The sequence below is a fragment of the Pseudoroseomonas cervicalis genome (genome assembly GCF_030818485.1).
Taxonomy (GTDB): domain Bacteria; phylum Pseudomonadota; class Alphaproteobacteria; order Acetobacterales; family Acetobacteraceae; genus Pseudoroseomonas; species Pseudoroseomonas cervicalis_A.
This window is the reverse complement of sequence record NZ_JAUTAJ010000004.1, coordinates 562,230-586,246: the sequence shown is the minus strand read 5'-3', so window position 1 is coordinate 586,246 and position 24,017 is coordinate 562,230. Positions and strand designations below refer to the sequence as shown.

17 protein-coding genes and 1 pseudogene are annotated in these 24,017 nt (G+C 70.9%); 16 read left to right on the top strand and 2 right to left on the bottom strand.

Annotated elements, in window-relative coordinates; all coding sequences use genetic code 11:
• Positions 1-3: 3 nt before the first annotated feature.
• The 7 genes and pseudogenes from glgB (at position 4) to QE401_RS06580 (ending at position 11,918) form a co-directional block, all read left to right on the top strand.
• The gene (gene glgB, locus QE401_RS06610) at positions 4-2,175 is read left to right on the top strand and encodes a 1,4-alpha-glucan branching protein GlgB (protein ID WP_307137455.1); all 2,172 of its coding nucleotides are present in this window, start codon (positions 4-6) and stop codon (positions 2,173-2,175) included.
• Between the two features lie 2 nt (positions 2,176-2,177).
• A complete protein-coding gene (gene glgX, locus QE401_RS06605; RefSeq protein WP_307137454.1) occupies positions 2,178-4,292 on the top strand; it encodes a glycogen debranching protein GlgX in 2,115 nt (704 codons plus the stop codon).
• Positions 4,289-4,840: pseudogene (locus QE401_RS06600) on the top strand (malto-oligosyltrehalose trehalohydrolase); the annotation flags it as partial. The gene glgX and the pseudogene QE401_RS06600, both read left to right, overlap by 4 nt.
• A gap of 797 nt (positions 4,841-5,637) precedes the next feature.
• Entirely contained in the window at positions 5,638-6,054 is a 417-nt protein-coding gene (locus QE401_RS06595) for a DUF3459 domain-containing protein (RefSeq protein ID WP_307137453.1), read from the top strand.
• Positions 6,051-8,123 (top strand): 4-alpha-glucanotransferase, encoded by a 2,073-nt coding sequence (malQ, locus tag QE401_RS06590; protein WP_307137452.1) that lies wholly within the window; start codon positions 6,051-6,053, stop codon positions 8,121-8,123. Before QE401_RS06595 ends, malQ begins: the two co-directional genes overlap by 4 nt.
• Positions 8,120-10,780, top strand: coding sequence for a malto-oligosyltrehalose synthase (gene treY, locus QE401_RS06585; protein ID WP_307137451.1), 2,661 nt, complete (start codon positions 8,120-8,122; stop codon positions 10,778-10,780). Before malQ ends, treY begins: the two co-directional genes overlap by 4 nt.
• Positions 10,781-10,886: 106 nt before the next feature.
• Complete coding sequence (locus tag QE401_RS06580; protein ID WP_307137450.1) at positions 10,887-11,918, top strand: extracellular solute-binding protein; 1,032 nt, start codon at positions 10,887-10,889, stop codon at positions 11,916-11,918.
• Between the two features lie 116 nt (positions 11,919-12,034).
• Here the strand turns inward: QE401_RS06580 and QE401_RS06575 are convergent, their stop codons facing one another.
• Positions 12,035-14,341, bottom strand: coding sequence for a bifunctional salicylyl-CoA 5-hydroxylase/oxidoreductase (locus QE401_RS06575; protein ID WP_307137449.1), 2,307 nt, complete (start codon positions 14,339-14,341; stop codon positions 12,035-12,037).
• 124 nt (positions 14,342-14,465) lie between these two features.
• Here QE401_RS06575 and QE401_RS06570 point away from each other — a divergent pair, with 124 nt between their 5' ends.
• The 7 genes from QE401_RS06570 to QE401_RS06540 are packed head-to-tail and all read left to right on the top strand — an operon-like array spanning position 14,466 to position 20,232.
• Positions 14,466-15,200: an SDR family NAD(P)-dependent oxidoreductase gene (locus QE401_RS06570; RefSeq protein ID WP_307137448.1), complete on the top strand. Its 735-nt coding sequence runs from the start codon at positions 14,466-14,468 to the stop codon at positions 15,198-15,200.
• Positions 15,197-15,697, top strand: a complete 501-nt coding sequence (locus tag QE401_RS06565; RefSeq protein ID WP_307137447.1) for a MarR family winged helix-turn-helix transcriptional regulator — start codon at positions 15,197-15,199, stop codon at positions 15,695-15,697. Before QE401_RS06570 ends, QE401_RS06565 begins: the two co-directional genes overlap by 4 nt.
• Positions 15,694-16,503: an enoyl-CoA hydratase family protein gene (locus QE401_RS06560; RefSeq protein WP_307137446.1), complete on the top strand. Its 810-nt coding sequence runs from the start codon at positions 15,694-15,696 to the stop codon at positions 16,501-16,503. Before QE401_RS06565 ends, QE401_RS06560 begins: the two co-directional genes overlap by 4 nt.
• A 6-nt stretch (positions 16,504-16,509) precedes the next feature.
• Complete coding sequence (locus QE401_RS06555; protein ID WP_307137445.1) at positions 16,510-17,688, top strand: acyl-CoA dehydrogenase family protein; 1,179 nt, start codon at positions 16,510-16,512, stop codon at positions 17,686-17,688.
• A gap of 17 nt (positions 17,689-17,705) precedes the next feature.
• On the top strand, positions 17,706-19,373 hold the full coding sequence (locus tag QE401_RS06550; RefSeq protein ID WP_307137444.1) for an AMP-binding protein: 1,668 nt from the start codon (positions 17,706-17,708) through the stop codon (positions 19,371-19,373).
• Positions 19,370-19,846 carry an acyl-CoA thioesterase gene (locus QE401_RS06545; protein WP_307137443.1) on the top strand — a complete coding sequence of 159 codons (477 nt, stop codon included), beginning with the start codon at positions 19,370-19,372 and terminating at the stop codon, positions 19,844-19,846. The genes QE401_RS06550 and QE401_RS06545 overlap by 4 nt, the downstream gene beginning before the upstream one ends.
• Positions 19,843-20,232, top strand: a complete 390-nt coding sequence (locus tag QE401_RS06540; RefSeq protein WP_307137442.1) for a RidA family protein — start codon at positions 19,843-19,845, stop codon at positions 20,230-20,232. Before QE401_RS06545 ends, QE401_RS06540 begins: the two co-directional genes overlap by 4 nt.
• A gap of 122 nt (positions 20,233-20,354) precedes the next feature.
• On the opposite strand, the gene QE401_RS06535 is transcribed toward QE401_RS06540, so the two are convergent.
• On the bottom strand, positions 20,355-21,311 hold the full coding sequence (locus QE401_RS06535; protein WP_307137441.1) for a Gfo/Idh/MocA family protein: 957 nt from the start codon (positions 21,309-21,311) through the stop codon (positions 20,355-20,357).
• 138 nt (positions 21,312-21,449) lie between these two features.
• Between QE401_RS06535 and secD the strand changes: the two genes are divergently transcribed.
• Positions 21,450-23,036, top strand: coding sequence for a protein translocase subunit SecD (secD, locus tag QE401_RS06530; protein ID WP_307137440.1), 1,587 nt, complete (start codon positions 21,450-21,452; stop codon positions 23,034-23,036).
• Positions 23,037-23,050: 14 nt separating this feature from the next.
• Positions 23,051-24,007: a protein translocase subunit SecF gene (secF, locus tag QE401_RS06525; RefSeq protein ID WP_271135479.1), complete on the top strand. Its 957-nt coding sequence runs from the start codon at positions 23,051-23,053 to the stop codon at positions 24,005-24,007.
• The last annotated feature ends 10 nt before the right edge of the window (positions 24,008-24,017 follow it).

Here is a 24,017-nt window from a genome sequence, read left to right as displayed (position 1 = left end):
CGCATGGCCGAGACCGCACTGCATCCGGACGCCATCGCCGCCCTGGTCGAGGCCCGTCACGGCGACCCCTTCGCCCTGCTGGGCCCGCATGAGACGGAAGGGGGGCGCGTGCTGCGCGCCCTGCTGCCGGGTGCCGCCGCGGTCTCGGCGGTGACGCGCCAGGGGCTCTCACCCCTGGCGCAGATCCATCCGGCGGGGCTGTTCGAAGGCCCGCTGCCGGATGGCGAACCCTACCGGCTTCGTGTCGAGCGTGACGGCACCGCGGAAGAGATCGACGACCCCTATGCCTTCGGCCCGCTGCTGGGCGAGCTCGACCTGCATCTGCTGGGCGAGGGCGCGCATCGCGACATCGGCCGCTGCCTCGGCGCGCATCCGATGGTGGTGCAGGGCATCAGCGGCGTGCGCTTCGCGCTCTGGGCGCCGAATGCGCGCCGCGTCTCCGTCGTCGGCGACTTCAACAGTTGGGATGGCCGCCGCCATCCGATGCGGCTGCGCCATGGGCCCGGGGTGTGGGAGCTGTTCATCCCCGGCATCGGCCCCGGCGCCATCTACAAATTTGAGCTGCTGGACCCGAATGGCAGCCTGCTGCCGCTGAAGGCCGACCCCTTCGCCTGGCAGAGCGAGCCGCCGCCGGCCACCGGCTCCATCGTCATGGACACGGCGCGCCTCACCCCGCCGGCACCGCTGCGGCGCGGCGATGCGCCGGCCGCGGCGCAGCCCATCTCGGTCTATGAGGTGCATGCCGGATCGTGGATGCGCGGCGAGGGCAACAGCACGCTGAGCTGGGAGGAGCTGGGCGACCGGCTGATCCCCTATCTGCAGGGCATGGGCTTCACCCATGTCGAATTCCTGCCGATCATGGCGCATCCTTTCGGCGGCTCCTGGGGCTACCAGCCGCTCGGGCAATACGCGCCGCACGCGCCCTTCGGCCCGCCCGAGCATTTCGCGCGGCTGGTCGAGCGCTGCCATGAGGCGGGGATCGGCGTCATCCTCGACTGGGTGCCGGCGCATTTCCCGACCGACAGCCACGGCCTGGCCCGCTTCGACGGCACCGCGCTCTATGAGCATGCCGACCCGCGCGAGGGATTCCACCAGGACTGGAACACGCTGATCTACAATCTCGGCCGGCGGGAGGTGCGGAACTTCCTGATCGGCAGCGCGCTGCACTGGCTGGAGAATTACGGCGTGGACGCGCTGCGCGTCGATGCCGTGGCCTCGATGCTCTATCGCGACTACAGCCGCAAGCATGATGAATGGGTGCCCAATATCCATGGCGGGCGCGAGAATCTCGAGAGCATCTCCTTCCTGCAGGAGCTGTCGCGCATCATCGCGGAGCGCTGCCCCGGCAAGCTGCTGATCGCCGAGGAAAGCACCGCCTTCCCCGGCGTCACCCGCCGCGCGGATGAAGGCGGGCTGGGCTTCGACTTCAAGTGGAACATGGGGTGGATGCACGACACGCTGCACTACATGGAGCGTGAGCCGATCTACCGGCAATACCACCATGGCGGCATCGCCTTCGGCCTGGTCTATGCCTTCTCCGAGCGCTTCATGCTGCCGCTGAGCCATGACGAGGTGGTGCATGGCAAGGGCTCGCTGATCGGCAAGATGCCGGGTGATGAGTGGCAGAAATTCGCCAATCTGCGCGCCTATTTCGGCTTCATGTGGACGCATCCCGGCAAGAAGCTGCTCTTCATGGGCGGCGAGATCGGCCAGCGGCGCGAATGGAACCATGATTCCTCGGTCGACTGGCACCTGCTGGACCAGCCGCCGCATGCCGGGCTGCAGCGCATGCTGCGCGACCTGAACCGGCTCTATGCCGACACCCCCGCCCTGCACCAGCGCGATGCCGAGCCCGAGGGCTTCCGCTGGGTGGTGCTGGATGATTCCGCCAACAGCGTCTACGCCTTCCTGCGCTATGGCGCGGAGGGCACGCAGCCGGCGCTGGTCATCTGCAACTTCACCCCAGTGCTGCGCCAGGGTTATCGCGTCGGCGTGCCGATCGCGGGTGCCTGGCGCGAGGTGTTCAATTCCGATGCCGCCATCTATGGCGGCGCCAACAATGGCAATGGCGGCATGGCGCGCAGCGTGGAGGCCGCCTCGCACGGTTTCGACGCGGCGCTGGACCTGCAATTGCCCGGCCTGTCCACCCTGGTGCTGGTTCCGACGGAGGGCTGACCTTGCCGCTGCTGCCCGACTGGCTGCTCCCCGGGCGCCCCGACCCGCTCGGGGCGCATTGGGACGGGCTCGGCGTCAATTTCGCGGTGTTCTCCGCCCATGCCGAGCAGATCGATCTCTGCCTGTTCGACGCGGCGGGCCGGCGCGAGGTCGCCCGCCTGCCGCTGCCCGAATGCACCGATGAGGTGTTCCACGGCTATCTGCCCGAGGCGCGCCCCGGGCTGATCTATGGCTATCGCGCGCATGGCCCCTACCAGCCGGAACAGGGGCATCGCTTCAACCCCAACAAGCTGCTGCTCGATCCCTATGGCAAGCAGCTGCATGGCAGCCTGCGCTGGACGGACGCGCTGTATGGCCACCGGCTCGGCGCGCAGCGCGCCGATCTCAGCTTCGACCGCCGCGACAGCGCCGCGGCCATGCCGAAATCGGTCGTGGTGGATGATGCCTTCAACTGGGGCGATGACCGCGCGCCGATGGTGCCCTGGGACCGCACCGTCATTTACGAGACGCATCTGCGCGGCCTGACCATCCGCCGTGACGACCTGGTCCCGCGCGAGCGCGGCACTTTTGCGGCATTGGCCGACCCGCCGGTGATCGAGCATCTGCAGAAGCTTGGCGTCACGGCGGTGGAGCTGCTGCCGGTGCAGGCCTTCTGCCAGGATCGTTTCCTGGTGGAGAAGGGCTTGCGCAACTACTGGGGCTACTCCCCCCTCTCCTATTTCGCGCCCGAGCCCGCCTATCTGTCCTCCGGCGCGCTGGACGAGATCCGCGTCGCCATCCGCCGGCTGCACGCCGCCGGCATCGAGGTGATCCTCGATGTCGTCTACAACCACACTTGCGAGGCCGGGCTGCTGGGCCCGACCCTCTCCTGGCGCGGGCTGGACAATGCCAGCTACTACCGGATGAACCCCGAGGATCCGCGCCAGCATATCGACGAGACCGGCTGCGGCAACACGCTGAACCTCTCGCATCCCCGCGTGTTGCAGATGGTGATGGACAGCCTGCGCCACTGGGCCACCGCATACCGGGTGGATGGGTTCCGCTTCGACCTCTGCTCGACGCTGGGGCGGGAGGCGCATGGCTTCGACCCGGCCTCGGGCTTCTTCGACGCCATCCGCCAGGATCCGGTGCTGTCGCGGCTGAAGCTGATCGCCGAGCCCTGGGATATCGGCCCGGGCGGCTACCAGCTCGGCAATCACCCGCCCGGTTTCTCCGAATGGAATGACCGTTTCCGCGACGGGGTGCGGCGCTTCTGGCGCGGCGATGATTCCCTGCGCCCGGACCTTGCCGCCCGCCTCTCCGGCTCCGGCGACCTGTTCGAGCGGCGGCGCCGCCGCCCCTGGGCTTCGGTGAATTTCCTGGCCGCGCATGACGGCTTCACGCTGGAGGATCTGGTCAGCTACGAGCACCGCCACAATGAGGGCAATCGCGAGGACAACCGCGACGGCCATGGCGAGAATTTCAGCGCCAATTGGGGCGCCGAGGGCCCGAGCGACGATCCGCTGATCCGCGACACGCGCGACCGGCTGAAACGCGCCATGCTGGTCACGCTCTTCGCCTCGCATGGCACGCCGATGCTGCTCGGCGGCGACGAGTTCGGCCGCACCCAGCAGGGCAACAACAACGCCTATTGCCAGGACAATGAGATCTCCTGGCTCGACTGGTCCCTGGCCGGGTCGGAGCACGGCATCGAGCTGTCGCATTTCATCGGCCGCGCCGCGGCGCTGCGCCGCCGCCACCCGACCCTGCGCAGCGCCACCTATCTGCATGGCCGCACCGAACCCCTGCCCGGCATCCCCGACACCGCCTGGTTCGACGCCGATGGCCATCCGCTGACGCCGGAGGCCTGGAACGCGCCGCAGGGCCGCACCCTCGCCTTGCGCCGTGCCGGCGCGGCGGAGGAAGGCGGTGTCGAGGTGACGCTGCTGCTGCTGAATGCCGGCGCCACGCCGGTCGATTTCGTGCTGCCGCCCCCGGCGCTGCACTGGACGCTGCTGCTGAACAGCGCCCAGCCCCAGGCCGAGGAGGCGGCGGTGAACGGCCCCGTCCTCACCCTCGCCGCGCGCTCGGCCTGCCTGCTGGCCGCGCTGCCCCCATCGCAAGAGGCCTCCCCATGAGCCACGCCTACGCCTTCGGCGCCCTGCCTCTTGCCGGCGGGCGAACCCGCTTCCGCCTCTGGGCGCCCGGCCAGCCCGGCGTGACCCTGCTGCGGCGCGACGCCCCGCCTTTGCCGATGCAGTCCGAGCCCGAGGGCTGGTGGAGCCTGGAGGCCGATGCGCCGCCCGGCACGCGCTACCGCTACGCCCTGGGCGACGGCCCGACCGTGCCCGACCCGGCCTCGCACGCGCAGGATGGCGATGTCGATGGCTGGAGCATCGTGGTCGACCACGCCGCGCATCGCTGGAAGCATGACGACTGGCGCACCCATCCCTGGCCGCAAAGCGTGGTGTATGAGCTGCATGTCGGCGCCATGGGCGGGTTCCGCGGCGTCATCGCCGCCCTGCCGCGGCTGGCGCAGCTCGGCGTCAACACCATCGAGCTGATGCCGGTCAACGACTTCTCCGGCGCGCGCAACTGGGGCTATGACGGCGTGCTGCCCTATGCGCCCGACGAGGCCTATGGCACGCCGGAGGAGCTGAAGACGCTGGTCGATGCGGCGCATGGCCATGGCCTCGCCGTCATGCTCGACGTGGTCTACAACCATTTCGGCCCGGCCGGGAATTACTGGCACAGCATCGCCCCCGGCTTCTTCCGCGAGGACCTCTCCACCCCCTGGGGCGACGCCATCGATTTCCGGCGCGACGCGGTGCGCGATTTCTTCATGCAGAACGCGCTGTTCTGGCTGCGCGAATACCGCTTCGACGGGCTGCGGCTGGACGCGGTGCACGCCATCGCCAGCGACAGCTTCCTGCCCGAGCTGTCGCAGCGTGTGCGCGACGCGCTTCCCCGCCCGGTCTATCTGGTGCTGGAGAACGAGACCAACGACGCCACCCTGCTGGAGCGCCATTTCGACGCCCAGTGGAATGACGATGCGCATCACTGCCTGCATGTGCTGCTGACCGGCGGAGTCGGAGGCCTATTACGCCGATTACGCCGACCGGCCGGCGGAGCATCTGGCGCGTGCCCTGGCGGAAGGCTTCGTCTATCAGGGCGAAACCTCGAAGAATCTCGGCCATGCGCGCGGCAAGCCTTCGGGGCATCTGCCGCCCTCGGCCTTCGTCAACGCCGTGCAGAATCACGACCAGGTCGGCAACCGCGCCTTTGGCGACCGCATTGCCACCCTGGCCTCCACCGATGCGCTGCGCGCGGCGCAGCTGGTGCAGCTGCTCTCGCCGCCGGTGCCGATGCTGTTCATGGGCGAGGAATTCGCCTCCGAACGGCCCTTCCTGTTCTTCACCGGCTTCCCCTCGCCGGAGCTGGCCGAGGCGGTGCGCGAGGGGCGGCGCAAGGAATTCGCCAAGTTTGCCGCCTTCCAGGATCCGGAGCGGCGCGCGCGCATCCCCGACCCCAACCATCCGGACACGTTCGAGGCCAGCCGCCTCGACCCGGCCGAGCGCACCCGCCCCGCCCAAGGCGGAATACGAGGCCTATGTCGCCGGGCTGCTGGCGCTGCGGCGGGAGCGGCTGGCGCCGCATCTGGCGGGGGCCACCAGCCTCGGCGCCAGCACGCCCGGCCCGCAGGCGGTGCGGGCCGAATGGCGGCTGGCGAATGGGCTGGTGCTCGGCCTCGCCGCGCAATTCGGCGACGAGGCGCTGCCGCTCTCCCTGCCGCCGCACACGCTGCTGGCGGAATCCGCGCCCGGTGTCGCCGATTCCGTGGCCAGTGCCGAGTTGCCGCCGCGCAGCGCCATCGCCTGGCTGCGGGAGGAGGCGGCGTGAGCGAGGAGGCCGAGCTCCGCCGCCTGGCCCGCGCCGTCGGGCTGATGGCGGAGTGGGAGGATGCGCATGGCACGCCGCGCAGCACCACGCCGGAGACGCTGCGCGCCGTGCTCACCGCCCTCGGCCTGCCCTGCGCCAGCGCGGCGCAGCGGAAGGAAAGCCTGGCGCATTGGCATGAAGCGCATCGCAGCGTCGCGCCACCGCTGGTGACGGCCTCGCCGGGCGAGGCACTGCGCCTGAAGCTGCCCGCCGGCCGCTACCGCCTGACCGCCGAGGACGGCACCGAGGTGGAAGGCCAGGCCGAGGGCGATGCCCAGGGCGCGCGGCTCACCATGCCCTCCCTGCCCGGCTATTATTCGCTGGAGCTGGGCCAGGCGGCGCTGACGCTGGCGGTCGCGCCGGAGCATGGCCACCGCATCGCCGATGCCTGCGCCGATCCGGAAGGCGGGCGTTCGGGTGCGGCCGCCTGGGGGCTCGCCGTGCAGCTCTATTCGCTGCGCCGGCATGGCGATGGCGGGGTCGGCGACTATGCCGCCCTGGCCGGTTTCGCCGCCGGGGCCGCCGGGCTCGGCGCCGATGCCATCGCCATCAGCCCGGTGCATGCGCAGTTCAGCGCCGATCCCTCCCGCTTCAGCCCCTATGCGCCCTCCAGCCGGCTGCGGCTCGATGTGCGGCACGCCGATGGCGAGGCGCTGCTGGGCGAGCTCTCCCCCGCCTTTCCGCCCGAGCTCGCCGCCGAATGGGCGCGGCTGGAAGGGCTGGATCTGGTCGAATGGCCCGGCGTGGCGCGCGCGCGGCTGGCCCGGCTGCGCCAGCTTTTCGAAACCTTCCAGCAGGTGGCGCCGGACTCGCTGCGCGCCGAATTCGCGGCGTTCCGCGCCCAGGGCGGCGCCGCGCTGCAGCGCCACGCCCTCTTCGAGGCGCTGCACGCCGCGCAGCTGGCGGACGACCCGGCGCGCTGGCACTGGAAGGACTGGCCGGTGGGCCTGCGCGACCCGAACGGCCCCGATGTGCTGGCCTTCGCCGAGGCGGCGCGGGCAGAGGTCGATTACCACGCCTTCCTGCAATGGATGGCCGATCGCGGCCTGGGTGCCGCGCAGCTGGCCGCGCGGCAGGCCGGGGCGCGGATCGGGCTGATCGCCGACCTCGCCATCGGCGTCGATGGCGGCGGCAGCGATGCCTGGTCGCGGCAGGAGGAATTCCTCACCGGCATCGAGATCGGCGCGCCGCCCGACATCTTCAACGCCAGCGGCCAGGGCTGGGGCATCACCACCTATGCGCCGCACGGGCTGCGCGCCACCGGCTTCGCCGCCTTCCGCGAGATGCTGGCCACCGCCTTCCGCCATGGCGGCGGGGTGCGGCTGGACCATGTGCTGGGCCTGCGCCGCCTCTGGCTGGTGCCGCAGGGGGCGAGCCCGGCGGAGGGCTGCTACATAAGCTACCCGCAGCGCGACATGCTGCGGCTGGTGGCGCTCGAATCCCTGCGCCACCGCGCCATCGCCATCGGCGAGGATCTCGGCACCGTGCCGGAGGGCTTCCGGCCGGAGCTGGAGCGCGCGGGCCTCGCCGGCATGCGGGTGATGTGGTTCGAGCAGGCCGGGGGCGGCTTCAAGCCGCCGCAGCGCTGGACGCGCGAGGCCGTCGCCATGACCTCCACCCATGACCTGCCCACGGTCGCCGGCTGGTGGCAGGGGCGCGACCTGGAATGGCGCGAGAAGCTCGGCAGCACCCTGCCCGGCCAGGCGGAGACGCGGGCGGCGGAGCGGCCGAAGCTCTGGGCCGCCTTCCGCCGCGCCGGCGTGGCGGAAGGGCCGCCGCCGCCGGAGGAGGAGGCGTCGCGGGTCGCCGACGCGGCCGCCGCCTATATCGGCCGCGCCCGCTGCGACCTGGCGTTGCTGCCGCTGGAGGATGCGGTGGCGGCGGTGGAGCAACCGAACCTGCCCGGCACCGTTGATGAGCACCCGAACTGGCGACGCCGCCTCTCCCCACCGGTCGAGCGGATGTTCCAGGACCCCGCCATCGAACAGCGCCTGCGCGGGCTAGCGCGGGCGCGGAGAGCCCCCGCATGACCGCCGCCCGCACCGCGCCGCGCGCCACCTACCGCCTGCAGTTCCATGCCGGCTTCACGCTGGACGACGCGGTGGGGCTGGTGCCCTATCTGGCGCGGCTCGGGGTCAGCCATCTCTACGCCTCGCCGCTGCTGCCGGCGGCGCCGGGCTCCACCCATGGCTATGACGTCACCGCGACCGATGCCATCAACCCGGCCCTCGGCGGCGAGCCGGCCTTGCGCCGGCTGGTGGCGGCGCTCAGGGCCGAAGGGCTCGGCCTGCTGCTCGACATCGTGCCGAACCATATGGGGGTGGACGGGCCGCACAATCCCTGGTGGCAGGATGTGCTGGCGCGCGGCCGCGACAGCCGTTTCTCCCGTTTCTTCGACATCGACTGGGACAGCGCCGATCCGGCGCTCGCCGGCCGGATGCTGGCTCCCTTCCTCGGCCGCCCCTATGGCGAGGCGCTGGCGGAGGGGGAGCTGTCGCTGGTGGCCGAGGGCCCGACCGGCCTCTCCGTCGCCTATTTCGACAACCGCTTCCCGATCCGCGAGGAGGATGCGCGCCCGATCCTCGACTCGCGCGACGGGCTGGCCAGCCACGACCCGCGCGGCCTGGATGGCGCGGCGCGGCTGCACGCGCTGCTGGAGCGCCAGCATTACCGCCTGGCCTGGTGGCGCACCGCGACGGATGAGATCAACTGGCGCCGCTTCTTCGATGTCACGGGTCTCGCCGGGCTGCGCGCGGAGGATCCCGCGGTGTTCGACGCCACCCATGAGCTGATCCTGCGCCTCTATGCCAAGGGGCTGATCGATGGCGTGCGCATCGACCATGTCGATGGCCTCGCCGACCCGGCCGGCTATTGCCGCCGGCTGCGCCGCCGCATGCGGCAGGAAGGCGCCCGCCGCCCGGCCGGCGCGCCGCAGGGCGAGCCCTATATCGTCGTCGAGAAGATCCTGGCGGGCGGCGAGGAACTGCCGAAGCGCTGGGGCACGGACGGCACCACCGGCTATGACTTCATGGACCAGGTGGGCGGCGTGCTGCATGACGCGGCCGGCGAGGCGCCGCTCTCCGCCCTGTGGCGCGAGATCAGCGGCAGCGAGCGCGATTTCGCCGCCGAGGAGATCATCGCCCGGCAGCAGATCCTGCGCGACAACCTCGCCGCCGAGCTCGATGCCTGCGCCCGCGCTTTGCACCATCTGGCGCGCGGCCATCTGCGCTCGCGCGATTTCTCCTTCAATGCCATCCGCCGGGTGGTGGCGCAGCTGCTGGTGCATTTCCCGGTCTATCGCATCTATGTCCGCGCCGGGCAGCCCAGCGCGCAGGATGAGGCGGTGCTGCGCCAGGCGGCGGAGGGCGCGCGCGCGCATCTGCACCCGACCGACCACATTGTGCTGGCGCATCTGCTGTTCTGGCTGGCCGAGGAGCGGTTGCGCGACCGTGCCCCCGGGGAAGCCCGCCAGGCGCTGCTGCGGGCGCGGCAGCGTTTCCAGCAGCTCTCCTCCCCCACCGCCGCCAAGTCGGTGGAGGATACCGCCTTCTACCGCTATGGGCGGCTGCTGTCGCGCAACGAGGTCGGCTCGCATCCCGGGCATTTTTCCCTGTCGCCTGGCGGTTTCCATGCGGCCGCGGCGGCGCGCGGGCGCGATTTCCCGGATGCGCTGCTGGCCACCGCCACGCATGACCACAAGCGGGGCGAGGATCTGCGCATGCGCCTCGCCCTGCTGTCCGAGATGCCGGATGAATGGGCCGGTTTCCTGCGCGGCATTCTGGGCCGCGCCAAGGGGCTGGTGCAGGCCCTGCCCGATGGCCCGGCGCCGGAGCCCGGCGAGGCCGCCATGGCGGTGCAGATGATCGTCGCCGCCTGGCCGCTCGACCTCGACCCGGCCGATGGCGCGGCGCTGGCCGCCTGGGCGGAGCGGCTGGAGGGCTGGCAGCGCAAGGCGATGCGCGAGGCCAAGCGCCGCTCCGGCTGGGCCATGCCGGACGATGCCTATGAGCAGGCCGCGCATGGCTTCCTGCACGGGCTGCTGGACCGCGCGGCCGATCCGGAGCTGCCGCGCGCGCTGCATGGCTTCGCGCAGCGCATCGCGGCGCCGGCGGCGCTGAAATCGCTCAGCCAGACGGCGCTGCGGCTGACCGTGCCGGGGACGCCGGATCTCTACCAGGGCACCGAGTTCTGGGATTTCTCGCTGGTCGATCCCGACAATCGCCGCCCCGTCGACTATGCCGCGCGGCAGGCGGCACTGGCGCAGGAGCGGCCGCTGGAGGCGCTGCTGGAAGCCTGGCAGGACGGGGGGGTGAAGCAGCGGCTGATCCACGCCCTGCTGCGGGCCCGGCAGGCCAGCCCCGGCCTGTTCCGCGACGGCAGCCATGAGCCGCTGGCGCCGCAGGGCGGGCCGGCCGATGCGGTGCTGGCATTCCTGCGCCGACAGGGGCAGGAGGCGCTGCTGGTGGCGGTGCCGCTTCGGTCGCTGGGGCTGGTGCCGCCGGGCGCGGCCTCGCTGCGGCCGCGGGCGGAAGGCTGGGGCGACACCACCCTGCCGCTGCCGCCGGCGCTGGCGGGGCGGCGCTGGCGCTGCCTGCTGGGCGGCACGGCGCCGGCCGTGACACAGGACGGGCTGCGCCTGTCGGGGCATGGGCTGCCGCTGCTGGTGCTGCACGGCAGCGCGGGCTGAGGGGCGGCGGGTGGCGGCCCCCGGGCCGCCGCCAGGTTCCGGTTTTTCTTGCGAATGCCTCGCATTTCGAATAGGCATCGGCGCCAAATCCAACAGGGACGACGCCATGCTCCGCCGTACCGTGCTCGCAGCCTTCTCCGCCCTCGTGCTCGCCGCGCCGGCGGTGCATGCGCAGAATGCGGGGGAGATCAATCTCTACTCCGCCCGGCATTACGACACGGACCGTCAGCTCTATGACGCCTTCACCCAGGAGACGGGCATCCGCGTGCGGGTGATCGAGGGCCAGGCGGACCAGCTGATCGAGCGCATCCGCAATGAGGGCGCCAACAGCCCGGCGGATGTGTTCCTGACGGTGGATGCGGCGCGGCTGGCGCGCGCGGCGCAGGCCGGCATTCTGGCCCCCTACCAGTCGCAGACCATCGACAGCCGCGTGCCGGCCTCGCTGCGCGATCCGCAGGGGCTGTGGTTCGCCTTCAGCCAGCGCGCCCGGCTGATCATGTATGATCGCGAGAAGGGCCGGCCCGAGGGGCTGAACCGCTATGAGGATCTGGCCGATCCGCGCTTCCGCGGCATGATCTGCACGCGCAGCGGCGCGCATCCCTACAACACCAGCCTGGCGGCCTCGGTGCTGATCGCCGACGGGCCGGAGCGGACGGAGGCCTGGGCGCGCGGGCTGGTGGCCAATCTGGCGCGTCCGCCGCAGGGCGGCGACCGCGACCAGTTCCGCGCCATCCCCTCGGGCCAGTGCGGCCTGGCGATCGCCAACAGCTATTATCTCGGCCAGTTCGGGCGTTCCGACAAGGCAGAGGACCAGGCGCTGTTCCAGCGTATCGGCGTGATCTTCCCCAACCAGGGCGAGGGCGATCGCGGCACGCATGTGAACATCTCGGGCGGCGGGCTGGTGCGCACGGCGCCGAACCGCGCCAATGCGCTGCGCTTCCTGGAGTTCATGACCACGCCGAAGGCGCAGGAGGCCTTCGCGCTGGGCAATATGGAATATCCGGTGGTGGAGGATGCGCCGCTGCATCCGGCGCTGGCGGCGATGGGCAAGTTCCGCGCCGAGCCGGTGAATGCCGCCGGCAATCTGGACCGCACGCCCGAGGCGCTGCAGATCCTGCAGCGCGCCGGCTGGAACTGAGCCGCCGGGCGCCACCGGCGCCCGGCCCCGACAGAAAAAAGAAGGGGGTCCCGGGGGAATTCATTCCCCCGGGATCTTTTTTTGCCTTTGGGGGAATTCATTCCCCCGGATCTTTTTTATGCCTTGTGCCGCTTCGGCCGCGCCTTGCGCTTCAGCTCCATGAGGTCGGCGCGCTCGCGTTCGGCGGTGCGGAAGATGGCGTCCTTGCCCCAGCGATACTGCACCGGCACGGCGACCGATTTTTCCTGGTAATCCGCCGCCGCCCGCAGGGTGAAGGCCGGGTCGGCCAGATGCGGCCGGCCGAGGGCCACGAGATCGGCGCGGCCGGCGGCCAGGATGGTGTTCACCTGGTCGATGCTGGTGATGGAGCCGACGCACATGGTGGCGATGCCGGCCTCGTTGCGGATCATGTCGGACCAGGGGAGCTGGAACATGCGGCCGTAATGCGGGGCGGCGTCGGCGACGGTCTGGCCGGTGGAGACATCGACCAGATCGGCGCCGGCCTCGGCGAAGGCGCGGGCGATGGCGAGCGTGTCCTCATCCGAGATGCCACCCGCCGCCCAGTCGGTGGCGGAGAGGCGCACGCTCATCGGCTTGTCCTGCGGCCAGAGTTTTCGCAGGGCGTGAAAGACCTCCAGCGGGTAGCGCAGGCGGTTTTCCACGCTGCCGCCATAGTCATCCGTGCGGGTGTTGGTCAGGGGCGAGAGGAAGCTGGCCAGCAGGTAGCCATGGGCGCAGTGCAGCTCCAGCATGTCGAAGCCGGCGCGGTCGCCGCGCTGGGCGGCCTGCACGAACTGGTCGCGCACCCGGTCCATATCGGCGCGGTCCATTTCCTTCGGTACCTGGCTGTCCGGGTAGTAGGGGATGGGGCTGGCCGAGAGGATCGGCCAGGCGCCCTGCTCCAGCGGCCGGTCCATGCCGTCCCACATCAGCCTGGTCGCGCCCTTGCGCCCGGCATGGCCGAGCTGGAGGGCGATGCGCGCCTGGCCATGGGCGTGGACGAAGCGCGTGATGCGGGCCCAGGCGGCTTCCTGCGCGTCGTTCCAGAGGCCGGCGCAGCCCGGGGTGATGCGGGCCTCCGGCGCGGGGCAGGTCATCTCGGTGAAGATCAGGCCGGCGCCGCCGGTGGCGCGGCTGCCGTAATGCACCAGGTGCCAGTCGCCGGGCAGGCCGTCCGCGGCGCTGTACTGGCACATGGGCGAGACGACGAGGCGGTTGGCCAGTTCCATGCCGCGCAGCCGGAAGGGCTGGAAGGCGGGGGCGGCATTGTCGCGCGCCGGCAGCCCGGCCTCCCGCGCCTGCTGCGCGAACATGGATTGCGCATCGGCCACGAAATCCGGGGCGCGGAGCGCCAGATTCTCCCAGGTGATGGCCTTGCTGCGGGTCATGACGCCGAAGGCGAATTGCGTCGGCGGCATGTGCCAGAAGCGCTTCACATGCTCGAACCAGACCAGCGAGACATCGGCGGCGTGCTGGGTCTTCTCCACCTCGGTGCGTCGGGCGGTCTCGTAGCGGGCGAGGCAGGTGGCGACGTCGCCGCCCGCCATGAAGGCGGCGTGCAGGCCGATCGCATCCTCCATGGCGAGCTTGGTGCCGGAGCCGATGGAGAAATGCGCGCTGGCCTTGGCGTCGCCCAGCAGCACCATGTTGCCCTTCACCCAGCGGGCGCAGCGCAGGGCGGGGAAGCGGCGCCACAGGCTGCGATTGGTCAGCAGGCGGTGGCCCTGCAATTCCTCCTCGAAGACCTTTTCGAGGTAGGCGGCGCTTTGCGCCTCGTCCATGTCGGCGAGGCCGGCGCGGGCGAAGGTCTCGGGGTCGGTCTCCAGCACCCAGGTGCTGGCATTCGCCTCATACTGGTAGCAATGGGCGATGAAGATGCCGGCCTCGGTCTCCTTGAAGAAGAAGGTGAAGGCGTCGAAGGGCCGGGTGGAGCCCATCCAGGCGAAGCGGTTGGGGCGCAGATCGATGCTGGGCTGGAAATGGTCGGCGAAACGCTCGCGCACCGGGCTGTTGATGCCATCCGCCACCACGATGAGGTCGGCATCCGGGAAATCCTCCGGCTGCGCCTCGCGGCCGAAGACCAGCTCGACACCCACCTCCCGCGCGCGCTGCTGCAACAGCAGCAGCAGGGTGCGGCGGGAGCAGCCGCAGAAGCCATTGCCGCCGATGCGGTGCGTGGCCCCCTTCGCCTGGATCTCGATATCATCCCAATAGGCGAAGGCCCCGGTGATGGCGCGGTAGGAGGGTTCGTCGGCGGCGGCGAAGGCATCCAGCGTCTGGTCGCTGAAGACGACGCCGAAGCCGAAGGTGTCGTCGGCCTGGTTGCGCTCGACCACAGTGACCTGCGCCTCCGGCCGGTCGCGCTTGATGAGGATGGCGAAATACAGCCCGGCGGGCCCGCCGCCGATCACCGCGATGCGCATGCGCGCTGTCTCCCCTGCTCGGCAGATAGTTTAAGCTTCAACAATTCGCCGCCGCAACCGCAAAGCGCCCTTGCGGGGCGGCAAGAGATCGTTTTAGGCTTCAAGCAATCGAGGGGGAGAGGCCATGGCGGAGAGCCGGGCTCTGGTGACGGGCGGGGGCAGCGGCATCGGCGCCGCCATCGCCGCCGCGCTGACCGCCGCCGGGCATGAGGTCACCATCCTCGGCCGCCGGGCGGAGCGGCTGGAGGCGGTGCGCCGCGCCGGCCATGCCGCCCATGCCCTGGTCGCCGACATCACCGAGGATGCCTGGCTGCAGGTGGCGCTGGAGGGCCAGGCCCCCTTCCCCATCCTGGTCAACGCCGCCGGCGCCGCCGAAAGCGCGCCCTTCCTGAAGAGCGATGCCGCGCTGTGGGAGCGCATGCTGCGGGTCAACCTGCTCGGCGCCGCTGCCATCAGCCGCGCCGTGCTGCCGGGCATGCTGGCGGCGGGGCATGGGCGCATCATCCATATCGCCTCCACCGCCGCGCTGAAGGGCTATCCCTATGTCACCGCCTATACGGCGGCGAAGCACGGGCTGCTCGGCCTGGTGCGCGCCCTGGCGCTGGAGGTGGCCGGCAAGGGCGTGACGGTGAACGCCATCTGCCCCGGCTTCACCGAGACCGAGATCGTCACCGAAAGCGTCGCGCGCATCATGGCCCGCACCGGGCGGGACGAGGCCGCGGCGCGGGCCGAGCTGACGCGCCACAACCCGCAGGGCCGCCTGGTGCGGCCGGAGGAGGTGGCGGAGGCGGTGCTCTATCTGATCGGCGCCGGCGCGGTGAACGGCCAGGCGCTGGCGGTGGATGGGGGCGAGACATGAGCCCGGTGGATGCCGAGACCGCGCTGGCCGACCAGCCCGCCGGCCACAAGGACGAGCTGCGCCTGTGGCTGCGGCTGCTGACCTGCACCACGCTGATGGAAAGCGAGATCCGCCGCCGGCTGCGGCAGGATTTCTCGACCACCCTGCCCCGCTTCGACCTGCTGGCGGCGCTCGAACGCGCGCCGGAGGGGCTGACGCTGGGCGAGGTGTCGCGCCGCATGATGGTGTCGAACGGCAATGTCACGGGCCTCGCCGCGAGGCTGGAGGAAGAGGGGCTGATCGCCCGCCGCACCGAGGCGCATGACCGCCGCGTGGTGACGCTGCGGCTGACGCCGCGCGGGCGGCGCGAATTCGCCCGGCAATCGGCGGCGCATGAGCAATGGATCGCGACGCTGCTGGGCGGGTTGGACGAAGGCGAGCGCGGCACGCTGATGGCACTGCTGGGCCGCGCCAAATCCTCGGTCCGCGCGGCGCTGCGGGAGGACAGTGAGACATGAGCATCGCGGCGCATCCGGCACGGCATGTGCGGCTCGAAGTCGAGGAGGGCGTGGCGCGGATCACGCTGGACCGGCCAGAGCGCAAGAACCCGCTGACCTTCGACAGCTATGAGGAGCTGACCGACATCTTCCGCATGGGCGAGCGGGACGAGGCGGTGCGCGCCTTCGTCATCACCGGCGCCGGCGGCAATTTCTGCTCGGGCGGCGATGTGCATGACATCATCGGGGAGCTGCTGAAGCGCGACACGCGCGGGCTGATGCGCTTCACCGCCATGACCGGCGGGCTGGTCAAGGCGATGCGCGCCTGCCCGCAGCCGGTGATCGCCGCGGTGGACGGCATCGCCGCCGGGGCGGGCGCCATCATCGCCATGGCCTCCGATCTGCGGCTGGCGACGCCGGAGGCCAAGGTGGCCTTCCTGTTCAACCGGGTGGGCCTGGCCGGCTGCGACATGGGCGCCTGCGCCATCCTGCCGCGCATCATCGGCCAGGGAAGGGCGAGCGAGCTGCTCTATACCGGCCGCTCGCTGCGCGCCGAGGAAGGCCTCGCCTGGGGTTTCTTCAACCGCGTGGTGGCGGCGGAGTCCCTGCTGCCGGAGGCGGTGGCCCTGGCGCGCGACATCGCCACCGGCCCCGCCTTCGCCCACAGCATGACCAAGCGCATGCTGGCGATGGAATGGGCCATGTCGATCGAGCAGGCGGTGGAGGCCGAGGCGGTGGCCCAGGCGCTGTGCATGACCACCCGCGATTTCGGCCGCGCCTATGAGGCTTTCGCCGCCAGGCGCCGCCCCGAATTCCAGGGCGACTGACACGCCATGGCCGATTCCGCCTTCCTCGACTGGCCCTTCTTCGAACCGCGCCACGCCGATTGGGCGCGCGAGGTGGAAGCCTGGGCCGCAGAGCATGCCGAGGCGCTGGTCGACCATCACGACGCCGATGCCAGCACGCTCCGCCTGACCCGCGCCATGGGCGAGGCCGGGCTGCTGCGCGCGGCGGTGCCGGAGGATGGGCGGCTGGATGTGCGTTGCCTCTGCATCGCCCGCGACATCCTGGCGCGGCATGCGGGGCTGGCGGATTTCGCCTTCGCCATGGCGGGGCTCGGCACCGGCAGCATCACCCTGTTCGGCGATGATGCGCTGAAGGCGCGCTATTTGCCCGATGTGCGGCGCGGCGAATCGCTGGCAGCCTTCGCGCTGTCCGAGCCCGAGGCCGGATCCGATGTGGCGGCGCTGGCCACCAGTGCGACGCGCGATGGCAACAGCCATTGGCGGATCTCCGGCAAAAAGACCTGGATCAGCAATGGCGGCATCGCCGGCCATTACGTCGTCTTCGCCCGCAGCGGCGAGGCGCCGGGGGCGCGCGGCCTTTCCGCCTTCGTGGTGCCGGCCGACAGCCCCGGCCTCTCGGTCGAGGCGCGCATCGAGGTGACGGCGCCGCACCCGCTGGCGACGCTGCGCTTCGACGATGTGCGTGTGCCCGACAGCCACCGCCTTGGCGCGCCGGGGGATGGGTTCAAGGTGGCGATGGCGACGCTCGACGTGTTCCGCGCCACGGTCGGCGCGGCGGCGCTCGGCTTCGCGCGGCGCGCCCTCGACCTCACCGTGGAACGCGCGGAAAACCGGCATCTGTTCGGCGGGCCGCTCTTCGAGCAGCAGCAGAGCCAGGTCGCCATCGCCGACAGCGCGACGGAGGTGGAGGCGGCGGCGCTGCTGGTCTACCGCGCCGCCTGGCTGAAGGATTCGGGGCGCCCGCGCATCTCGCGCGAGGCCTCGATGGCCAAGCTCTACGCCACCGAGGCCGCGCAGCGCGCGGCGGACCGCGCCGTGCAGATCCATGGCGGGCTCGGCGTCACCCGCGGCCACAAGGCCGAGGAGCTCTACCGGGAAGTGCGCGCGCTCCGCGTCTATGAAGGCGCCAGCGAAGTGCAGCGCATCGTGATCGCCCGGGCCGAACGGGCCCTGGCGGGGGAAGGCAGTCGCACGCCCCAAGCCTGAACACAGGAGGGCGAAGGATGGACGGGATGATGAAGGAGCACGCCGTGCCGGCGGGCGCGGAGCGCAGCGCGCATGTGGACCGCTTCGTCCACGACAATTTGCCGCCGCGCGAGACGTGGCCGGTGATGCGCCATGAGCTGCCGGCACTGCGCTACCCGCCGCGGCTGAACTGCGCGACCGAATTCATCGAGCGCAATATCGCGGCCGGGCGCGGCGACCACCCCGCGCTGATCGCGCCCACCGAGACACTGACCTACCGCCAGCTGGCCGGGCGGGTGAACCGCATCGCGAATGTGCTGGTGCGGGATCTCGGCCTGGTGCCGGGCAACAGGGTGATGCTGCGCAGCGCCAACAACCCCTGGATGGTCGCGGCCTATTTCGCCGTGCTGAAGGCGGGCGGCGTGGTCGTCGCCACCATGCCGCTGCTGCGCGCCAAGGAGCTGGGCTTCATGCTGCGCAAGGCGCGCATCAGCCACGCCCTGTGCGATGCGCGCCTGTCCGCCGAGATGCAGAAGGCCGCCGCCGAGGCGCCGGACCTGAAGCATGTCCGCTACTGGGGCGATGGCGAGCTGGAGGCGCTGTGCGACGCCGCCGCGCCCGATTTCGCGCCCTGCGACACCTCGGCCGAGGATATCTGCCTGATCGGCTTCACCTCCGGCACCACGGGGGAGCCCAAGGGCACGCTGCACGCGCATCGCGACATGCTGGCGATCTGCGACACCTATTCGGCCGAGGTGCTGAGGCCCACGCCCGAGGACCGATTCATCGGCTCGGCGCCGCTGGCCTTCACCTTCGGGCTGGGCGGGCTGGTGCTGTTCCCCTTCCGCATCGGCGCCACCGGCATCCTGCTGGAGAAGGCCGGGCCGGACGAGCTGCTGCCCGCCATCCAGCAACACCGCGCCAGCATCTGCTTCACCGCCCCCACCGCCTATCGCGCCATGGCCGCGCGGGCGGCGGAGTTCGACCTGTCCAGCCTGCGCCGCTGCGTCTCGGCCGGAGAGAATCTGCCGCGCCCGGTCTATGAGCAATGGCTGGCCGCCACGGGCCTGAAGCTGATGGACGGCATCGGCGGCACCGAGATGCTCCACATCTTCATCAGTGCTCCACTGGAAAGGATCCGGCCGGGCGCGACCGGGCTGGTGGTGCCGGGCTTCGAGGCCTGCATCCTCGATGACACCGGAAAAGAGGTGCCGCGCGGCATGCCGGGGCATCTGGCGGTGCGCGGCCCGACCGGCTGCCGGTACCTCGCCGATCCGCGCCAGGCGCGGCAGGTGCGCTGGGGCTGGAACATCACCGGCGACACCTTCATCCAGGACGAGGATGGCTATTTCTGGTACCAGGCGCGCAGCGACGACATGATCGTCGCCGCCGGCTACAACATCGCGGGGCCCGAGGTCGAGGCGGCGCTGCTCGCCCATCCCAAGGTGCGCGAATGCGGCGTGGTCGGCGCCCCGGATGCGGAGCGTGGCGTGGTGGTGAAGGCCTATGTGGTGCTGGAACCGGGGCATTTCCCGGGCCCGGCCTTGGTGAAGGAATTGCAGGACTTCGTGAAGGCCGAGATCGCCCCCTACAAATATCCCCGCGCCATCGACTTCGTGGACGCCCTGCCGCGCACCGAATCCGGCAAGGTGCAGCGCTTCGCCCTGCGCCGCATGGCCGCCGGCGAGGCCCCGCCGCCGCGATGAGCCGCCCCACCCCCCTGCCCGCCTCGGCCCTGCCGGAAGGCGCCTTCCGCGCGACGGCGCGCATCCGCTTCCATGAATGCGACCCGGCGGGCATCGTCTTCTTCGCCAACTGGTTCGCCCTGGCGAATGTGGCGGTGGAGGAGTGGTTCGGCGCCGCGCTGGGCATCGACTTCCACGCTTTGCATGCCGAGCGCCGCACCGGCACCGGCTTCGCCCATGCCGAGGCCGACTACTTCGCCCCTGGCGTGATGGGGGAGCACATCGCCATCACCCCGCTGGTGGAGCGGATCGGCGGTGCCTCCTATGGCTTGCGCGTGCATATCCACCGGGGCGAGGCGGAGCTGGTGCGGCTGCGCCTGGTCACCGCCACCACCAACCTCGACACGCGAAAACCGGTGCCGATCCCAGAGGATCTGCGCGCCGCCCTCGCATCCTACCAGGCGCGCTGCGCGCCGCCGGAGACCACGTCATGAGCCTGACCCCGCTGCAGCCCGAAGGCTGGCCCACCCCGCGCGGCTATTCCAATGGCATGATGGGCGAGGGCCGCATCCTCTGCGTCGGTGGTCAGGTCGGCTGGGACGCGGCGGGGCGCTTTCCGGAGGGCTTCGTGGCCCAGACCCGCCAGGCGCTGGAGAACATCGTGGCCGTGCTGCGCGCCGGCGGCGCCGGTCCGGAGCATGTGGCGCGGCTGACCTGGTATGTGCTGGACATCGCCGAATACCGCGCCTGCCTGAAGGAGCTGGGCGCCGTGTATCGCGAGGTGATGGGGAAGAACTTCCCGGCCATGGCGCTGGTGCAGGTGGCCGGGTTGGTGGAACCAGAGGCGCGGCTGGAAATCGAGGCAACAGCAATTGTCTAAGATCTTCTTTTTCTGAAGAAAAAGAAGCAAAAAGACTTTTTTCAGTTTGGCGTCCCGCCTACGGCCATACGCGGGACGCCAACTGAAAAAGTTTTTTGGTTCTTTTTTCCAAAAAAGAACCCTTAGCTGACTCTCTTCAAGGCTTCTTCCACCGCCCGCTCCACCCGCAGCGCAGCATCCAGCGCAGCACGCCCGGCGGCGCCGTCCACCACGGCCGGCGCCCCGTCCAGGCAGGCGGCGACATAGGCGGCCTGCTCGGCCTCCAGATTGTCGTGGTCCTGCCAGGACAGCGTCTCGATGCCATGGCCCGGCACCTGCTCCAGCGGCGCACCCTGGCCCTTGCGCACCAGCTTCAGCTCGCGCGCCAGGAAGTCCAGGCTGGCATAGCCTTCCGCGCCGAACACCCGCAGCCGGCGCTCCATCTTGAGGCTGGCGCGGCTGGCGGTGATGGTCGCCTGGGCGCCATTGGCGAAGCGCAGCCGGGCATTGGCGATGTCGATCTTCTCCGACACCACGGCGCTGCCCACCGCCTCCACCGCCACCAGCTCGGACGCCGCCAGGGACAGCACCAGGTCCAGATCGTGGATCATCAGGTCCAGGATCACGGTCACGTCCAGGCTGCGCGGCCGGAAGGGGGCGATGCGCACCGCCTCCATATAGAGCGGCCGGCCGACCCCGGCGCTGCCGCGCAGCGTCGCCATGCCGGCGCCGAAGCGCTCCACATGCCCGACCTGCAGCACCTTGCCGGCGGCGGCGGCCTGGGCCACCAGCGCATCGGCCTGGGCCAGGTCGGCGGCGATCGGCTTTTCCACGAAGACATGGCAGCCCGCCGCCAGGGCCTGGCTGGCCAGGGCGTGGTGGTGCGCGGTGGGGGCGGCGATGATCACCGCGTCCGCCGCCGCCATCAGGGCGGCCGTGTCCTCCCAGGCGCGGCAGCCGGCCTCGGCCGCCACCTGGGCCGCCCGCTCGGCGCTGGCATCGGCCAGGCCCAGGAACTCGACGCGGGGGGCGCGGGCCGCCTTCAGCGCGTGGAACCGCCCGAAATGACCCGCACCCACAATGCCCAGCTTCAGCCGCATCGCCGCTCCTGCCTTCTCTGCCTGCGGCCGGGCATGTAGCAGAGAGTTGCCGGGGACGCATGTGCGCGCTTGGTGGGTTGCATCCACGGCGGCGACCCAGCATTTTCCGGCGCTCTATGATGGGGGGCCTTCTCGGCCATGCTGTATTTCGCGCGGTGGAAGGTCGCCGCCATTCTCGGCGTCATCCTGCTTGGCGTGCTGCTGTCGCTGCCCAACCTGGTGCCGCGCTCGGCCATGCCGTCCTGGCTGCCCGCCCGGACCATCTCGCTCGGCCTCGATCTGCGCGGCGGGTCCTACCTGCTGCTCGAGGTCGACCTGAACGCGGTGGTGCGCGAGCGGCTGGAAAGCCTGGCGGATGGCACCCGCACCCGGCTGCGCCAGGCCAATATCGGCTATCTCAACCTGCAGGCCGACGCCGCCAATGAGCGGCTGAGCCTGCGCCTGCGCGATGCCGGCCAGACCCAGGCGGCGCTGGCGGCGCTGCGGGAGCTGGCCAGCCCCGTGCCGGTCGGCGGCGGCGCCACCGCCCCGGATGTGGAATTCGCCAGCCAGCCCGACGGCACCATCACCGCGACGCTGAGCGAGGCGGCCCTGCGGGCGCGCGCCAGCGGCGCGGTCGAGCAGTCGATCGAGATCGTCCGCCGCCGCATCGACGAGACCGGCGTGGCCGAGGCGCTGATCGCCCGCCAGGGCCAGAGCCGCATCCTGGTGCAGCTGCCCGGCGTCGAGGACCCCAACCGGATCAAGGAGCTGCTGGGCCGCACCGCCCGCATGACCTTCCGCCTGGTGGACGACAACGCCAACCCGACCGCCGCCCTGCCGCCCCCGGGCGTCGAGTTCCTGGAAGGCGAGCAGGGCGGCACCCGCTTCGCCGTGCGCCGGCGCATCGAGGTGGATGGCGCCAACCTCTCCGACGCCCGCGCGGCGCAGGACAGCCGCACCGGCGAATGGGTGGTCAGCTTCTCCTTCGACTCGGTGGGCACCCGCCGCTTCGCCGAGATCACCCGGCAGAACGTCAACCGCCCCTTCGCCATCGTGCTGGACAACAAGGTGATCACCGCCCCGGTGATCCGCGAGCCGATCACCGGCGGGCGCGGCCAGATCAGCGGCAATTTCACCGCCCAGGGCGCCAACGACCTGGCCGTGCTGCTGCGCGCCGGCGCGCTCCCCGCCCCCCTCACCGTGGTCGAGGAGCGCACCGTCGGCCCCGAGCTGGGGGCGGATGCGATCCGCGCCGGCCTGGTCAGCCTGGGCGTCGGCGCCGCCTTCGTCATCGGCTATATGGGCCTGGCCTACGGGCTGTTCGGCTGGTTCGCCAACCTCGCCCTGGTGGTGAACATCCTGCTGCTGATGGCCGCGCTCTCGGTCATGGGCGCGACGCTGACCCTGCCCGGCATCGCCGGCATCGTGCTCACCCTGGGCACGGCGGTGGACGCCAACATCCTGATCAATGAGCGCATCCGCGAGGAGGTCCGGGCCGGAAGGTCGCCGATCCAGGCGCTGGACGCCGGCTTCACCAAGGCCTCCGGCACCATCCTGGACAGCAACCTGACCAACCTCATCGCCATGGCCTGCCTCTACGGCTTCGGCTCCGGCCCGGTGCGCGGCTTCGCCGTCACTGTCGCCGTCGGCACCATCGCCTCCATGTGGTCGGCCACCGTGCTGGTGCGGCTGATGGTCTCGGCCTGGTACCGTTCCCGCCGCCCCAAGGCCCTGCCGGTCTGAGGAGACGACGCACCATGTTCCTCTCCCGCCCGCTGTTCCGGATCGTCCCGGACAACACCAACATCCCCTTCATGCGGGGGCGCGTGCTCGGCGTCGCCTTCTCCGCCCTGCTCTCGGTGCTCTCCCTGGTCCTGGCCTTCTATCCGGGGCTGGAGAAGGGCATCGATTTCCGCGGCGGCATCATCATGGAGGTCCGCACCCCGGCGCCGGCCAACCTGGCCGCCATCCGCGCCGGCGTCAGCGCCCTCGACCTCGGCGATGTCGGCGTGCAGGAATTCGGCGATGCCTCCACCGTCCTGCTGCGCCTGCCGGTGCAGGGGGATGAGGGTGCCACCCAATCCGCCGTCAACCGCGTCCGCGGCGCGCTGGAGGAGGCCGCCCCCGGCGCCCGCCTGCTGCGCACCGAGGCGGTCGGCAACCGCGTCTCGGCCGAGCTGTTCCAGGGCTCGCTGATCGCCCTCGGCATCTCGATGCTGGCGATGATGGCCTATATCTGGTTCCGCTTCGAATGGCAGTTCGCCGTCGGCGCCATCGTCACCCTGCTGCTGGAGACCACCAAGGTGGTGGGCTTCCTGGCGGTGACCCGCATCGAGTTCAGCCTGACCACCGTGGCGGCGGTGCTGACCATCATCGGCTTCTCGGTCAACGACAAGGTCGTCGTGTATGACCGGATGCGCGAGAACCTGCGCAAATACAAGACGATGCCGCTGCAGCAGCTGATCGACAAATCGATCAACGAGACGCTGAACCGCACCATCGGCACCTCGATGACGCTGCTGCTCTCGGCCCTGCCGCTGGCGCTGTTCGGCGGCGACGCCCTCTCCGGCTTCGCCTGGACGATGGTGTTCGGCATCGTCGCCTCCACCTCCTCCTCGATCTTCATCGCCGCGCCGATCCTGCTCTTCCTGGGCGAGAACCGGCTGCGCCGCGGCACCGAGGCGGTGGCGGCCGTGCCCTCCAAGGGGCAGTAACAGCAAGACT

Bases quoted from the DNA above. Each gene is read 5' to 3' on its own strand.
- glgB (WP_307137455.1), top strand. From the start codon at position 4: ATGGCCGAGACCGCACTGCATCCGGACGCCATCGCCGCCCTGGTCGAG.
- treY (WP_307137451.1), top strand. From the start codon at position 8,120: ATGACCGCCGCCCGCACCGCGCCGCGCGCCACCTACCGCCTGCAGTTC.
- QE401_RS06580 (WP_307137450.1), top strand. From the start codon at position 10,887: ATGCTCCGCCGTACCGTGCTCGCAGCCTTCTCCGCCCTCGTGCTCGCC.
- QE401_RS06575 (WP_307137449.1), bottom strand. From the start codon at position 14,341: ATGCGCATCGCGGTGATCGGCGGCGGGCCCGCCGGGCTGTATTTCGCC.
- QE401_RS06570 (WP_307137448.1), top strand. From the start codon at position 14,466: ATGGCGGAGAGCCGGGCTCTGGTGACGGGCGGGGGCAGCGGCATCGGC.
- QE401_RS06565 (WP_307137447.1), top strand. From the start codon at position 15,197: ATGAGCCCGGTGGATGCCGAGACCGCGCTGGCCGACCAGCCCGCCGGC.
- QE401_RS06560 (WP_307137446.1), top strand. From the start codon at position 15,694: ATGAGCATCGCGGCGCATCCGGCACGGCATGTGCGGCTCGAAGTCGAG.
- QE401_RS06555 (WP_307137445.1), top strand. From the start codon at position 16,510: ATGGCCGATTCCGCCTTCCTCGACTGGCCCTTCTTCGAACCGCGCCAC.
- QE401_RS06550 (WP_307137444.1), top strand. From the start codon at position 17,706: ATGGACGGGATGATGAAGGAGCACGCCGTGCCGGCGGGCGCGGAGCGC.
- QE401_RS06545 (WP_307137443.1), top strand. From the start codon at position 19,370: ATGAGCCGCCCCACCCCCCTGCCCGCCTCGGCCCTGCCGGAAGGCGCC.
- QE401_RS06540 (WP_307137442.1), top strand. From the start codon at position 19,843: ATGAGCCTGACCCCGCTGCAGCCCGAAGGCTGGCCCACCCCGCGCGGC.
- QE401_RS06535 (WP_307137441.1), bottom strand. From the start codon at position 21,311: ATGCGGCTGAAGCTGGGCATTGTGGGTGCGGGTCATTTCGGGCGGTTC.
- secD (WP_307137440.1), top strand. From the start codon at position 21,450: ATGCTGTATTTCGCGCGGTGGAAGGTCGCCGCCATTCTCGGCGTCATC.
- secF (WP_271135479.1), top strand. From the start codon at position 23,051: ATGTTCCTCTCCCGCCCGCTGTTCCGGATCGTCCCGGACAACACCAAC.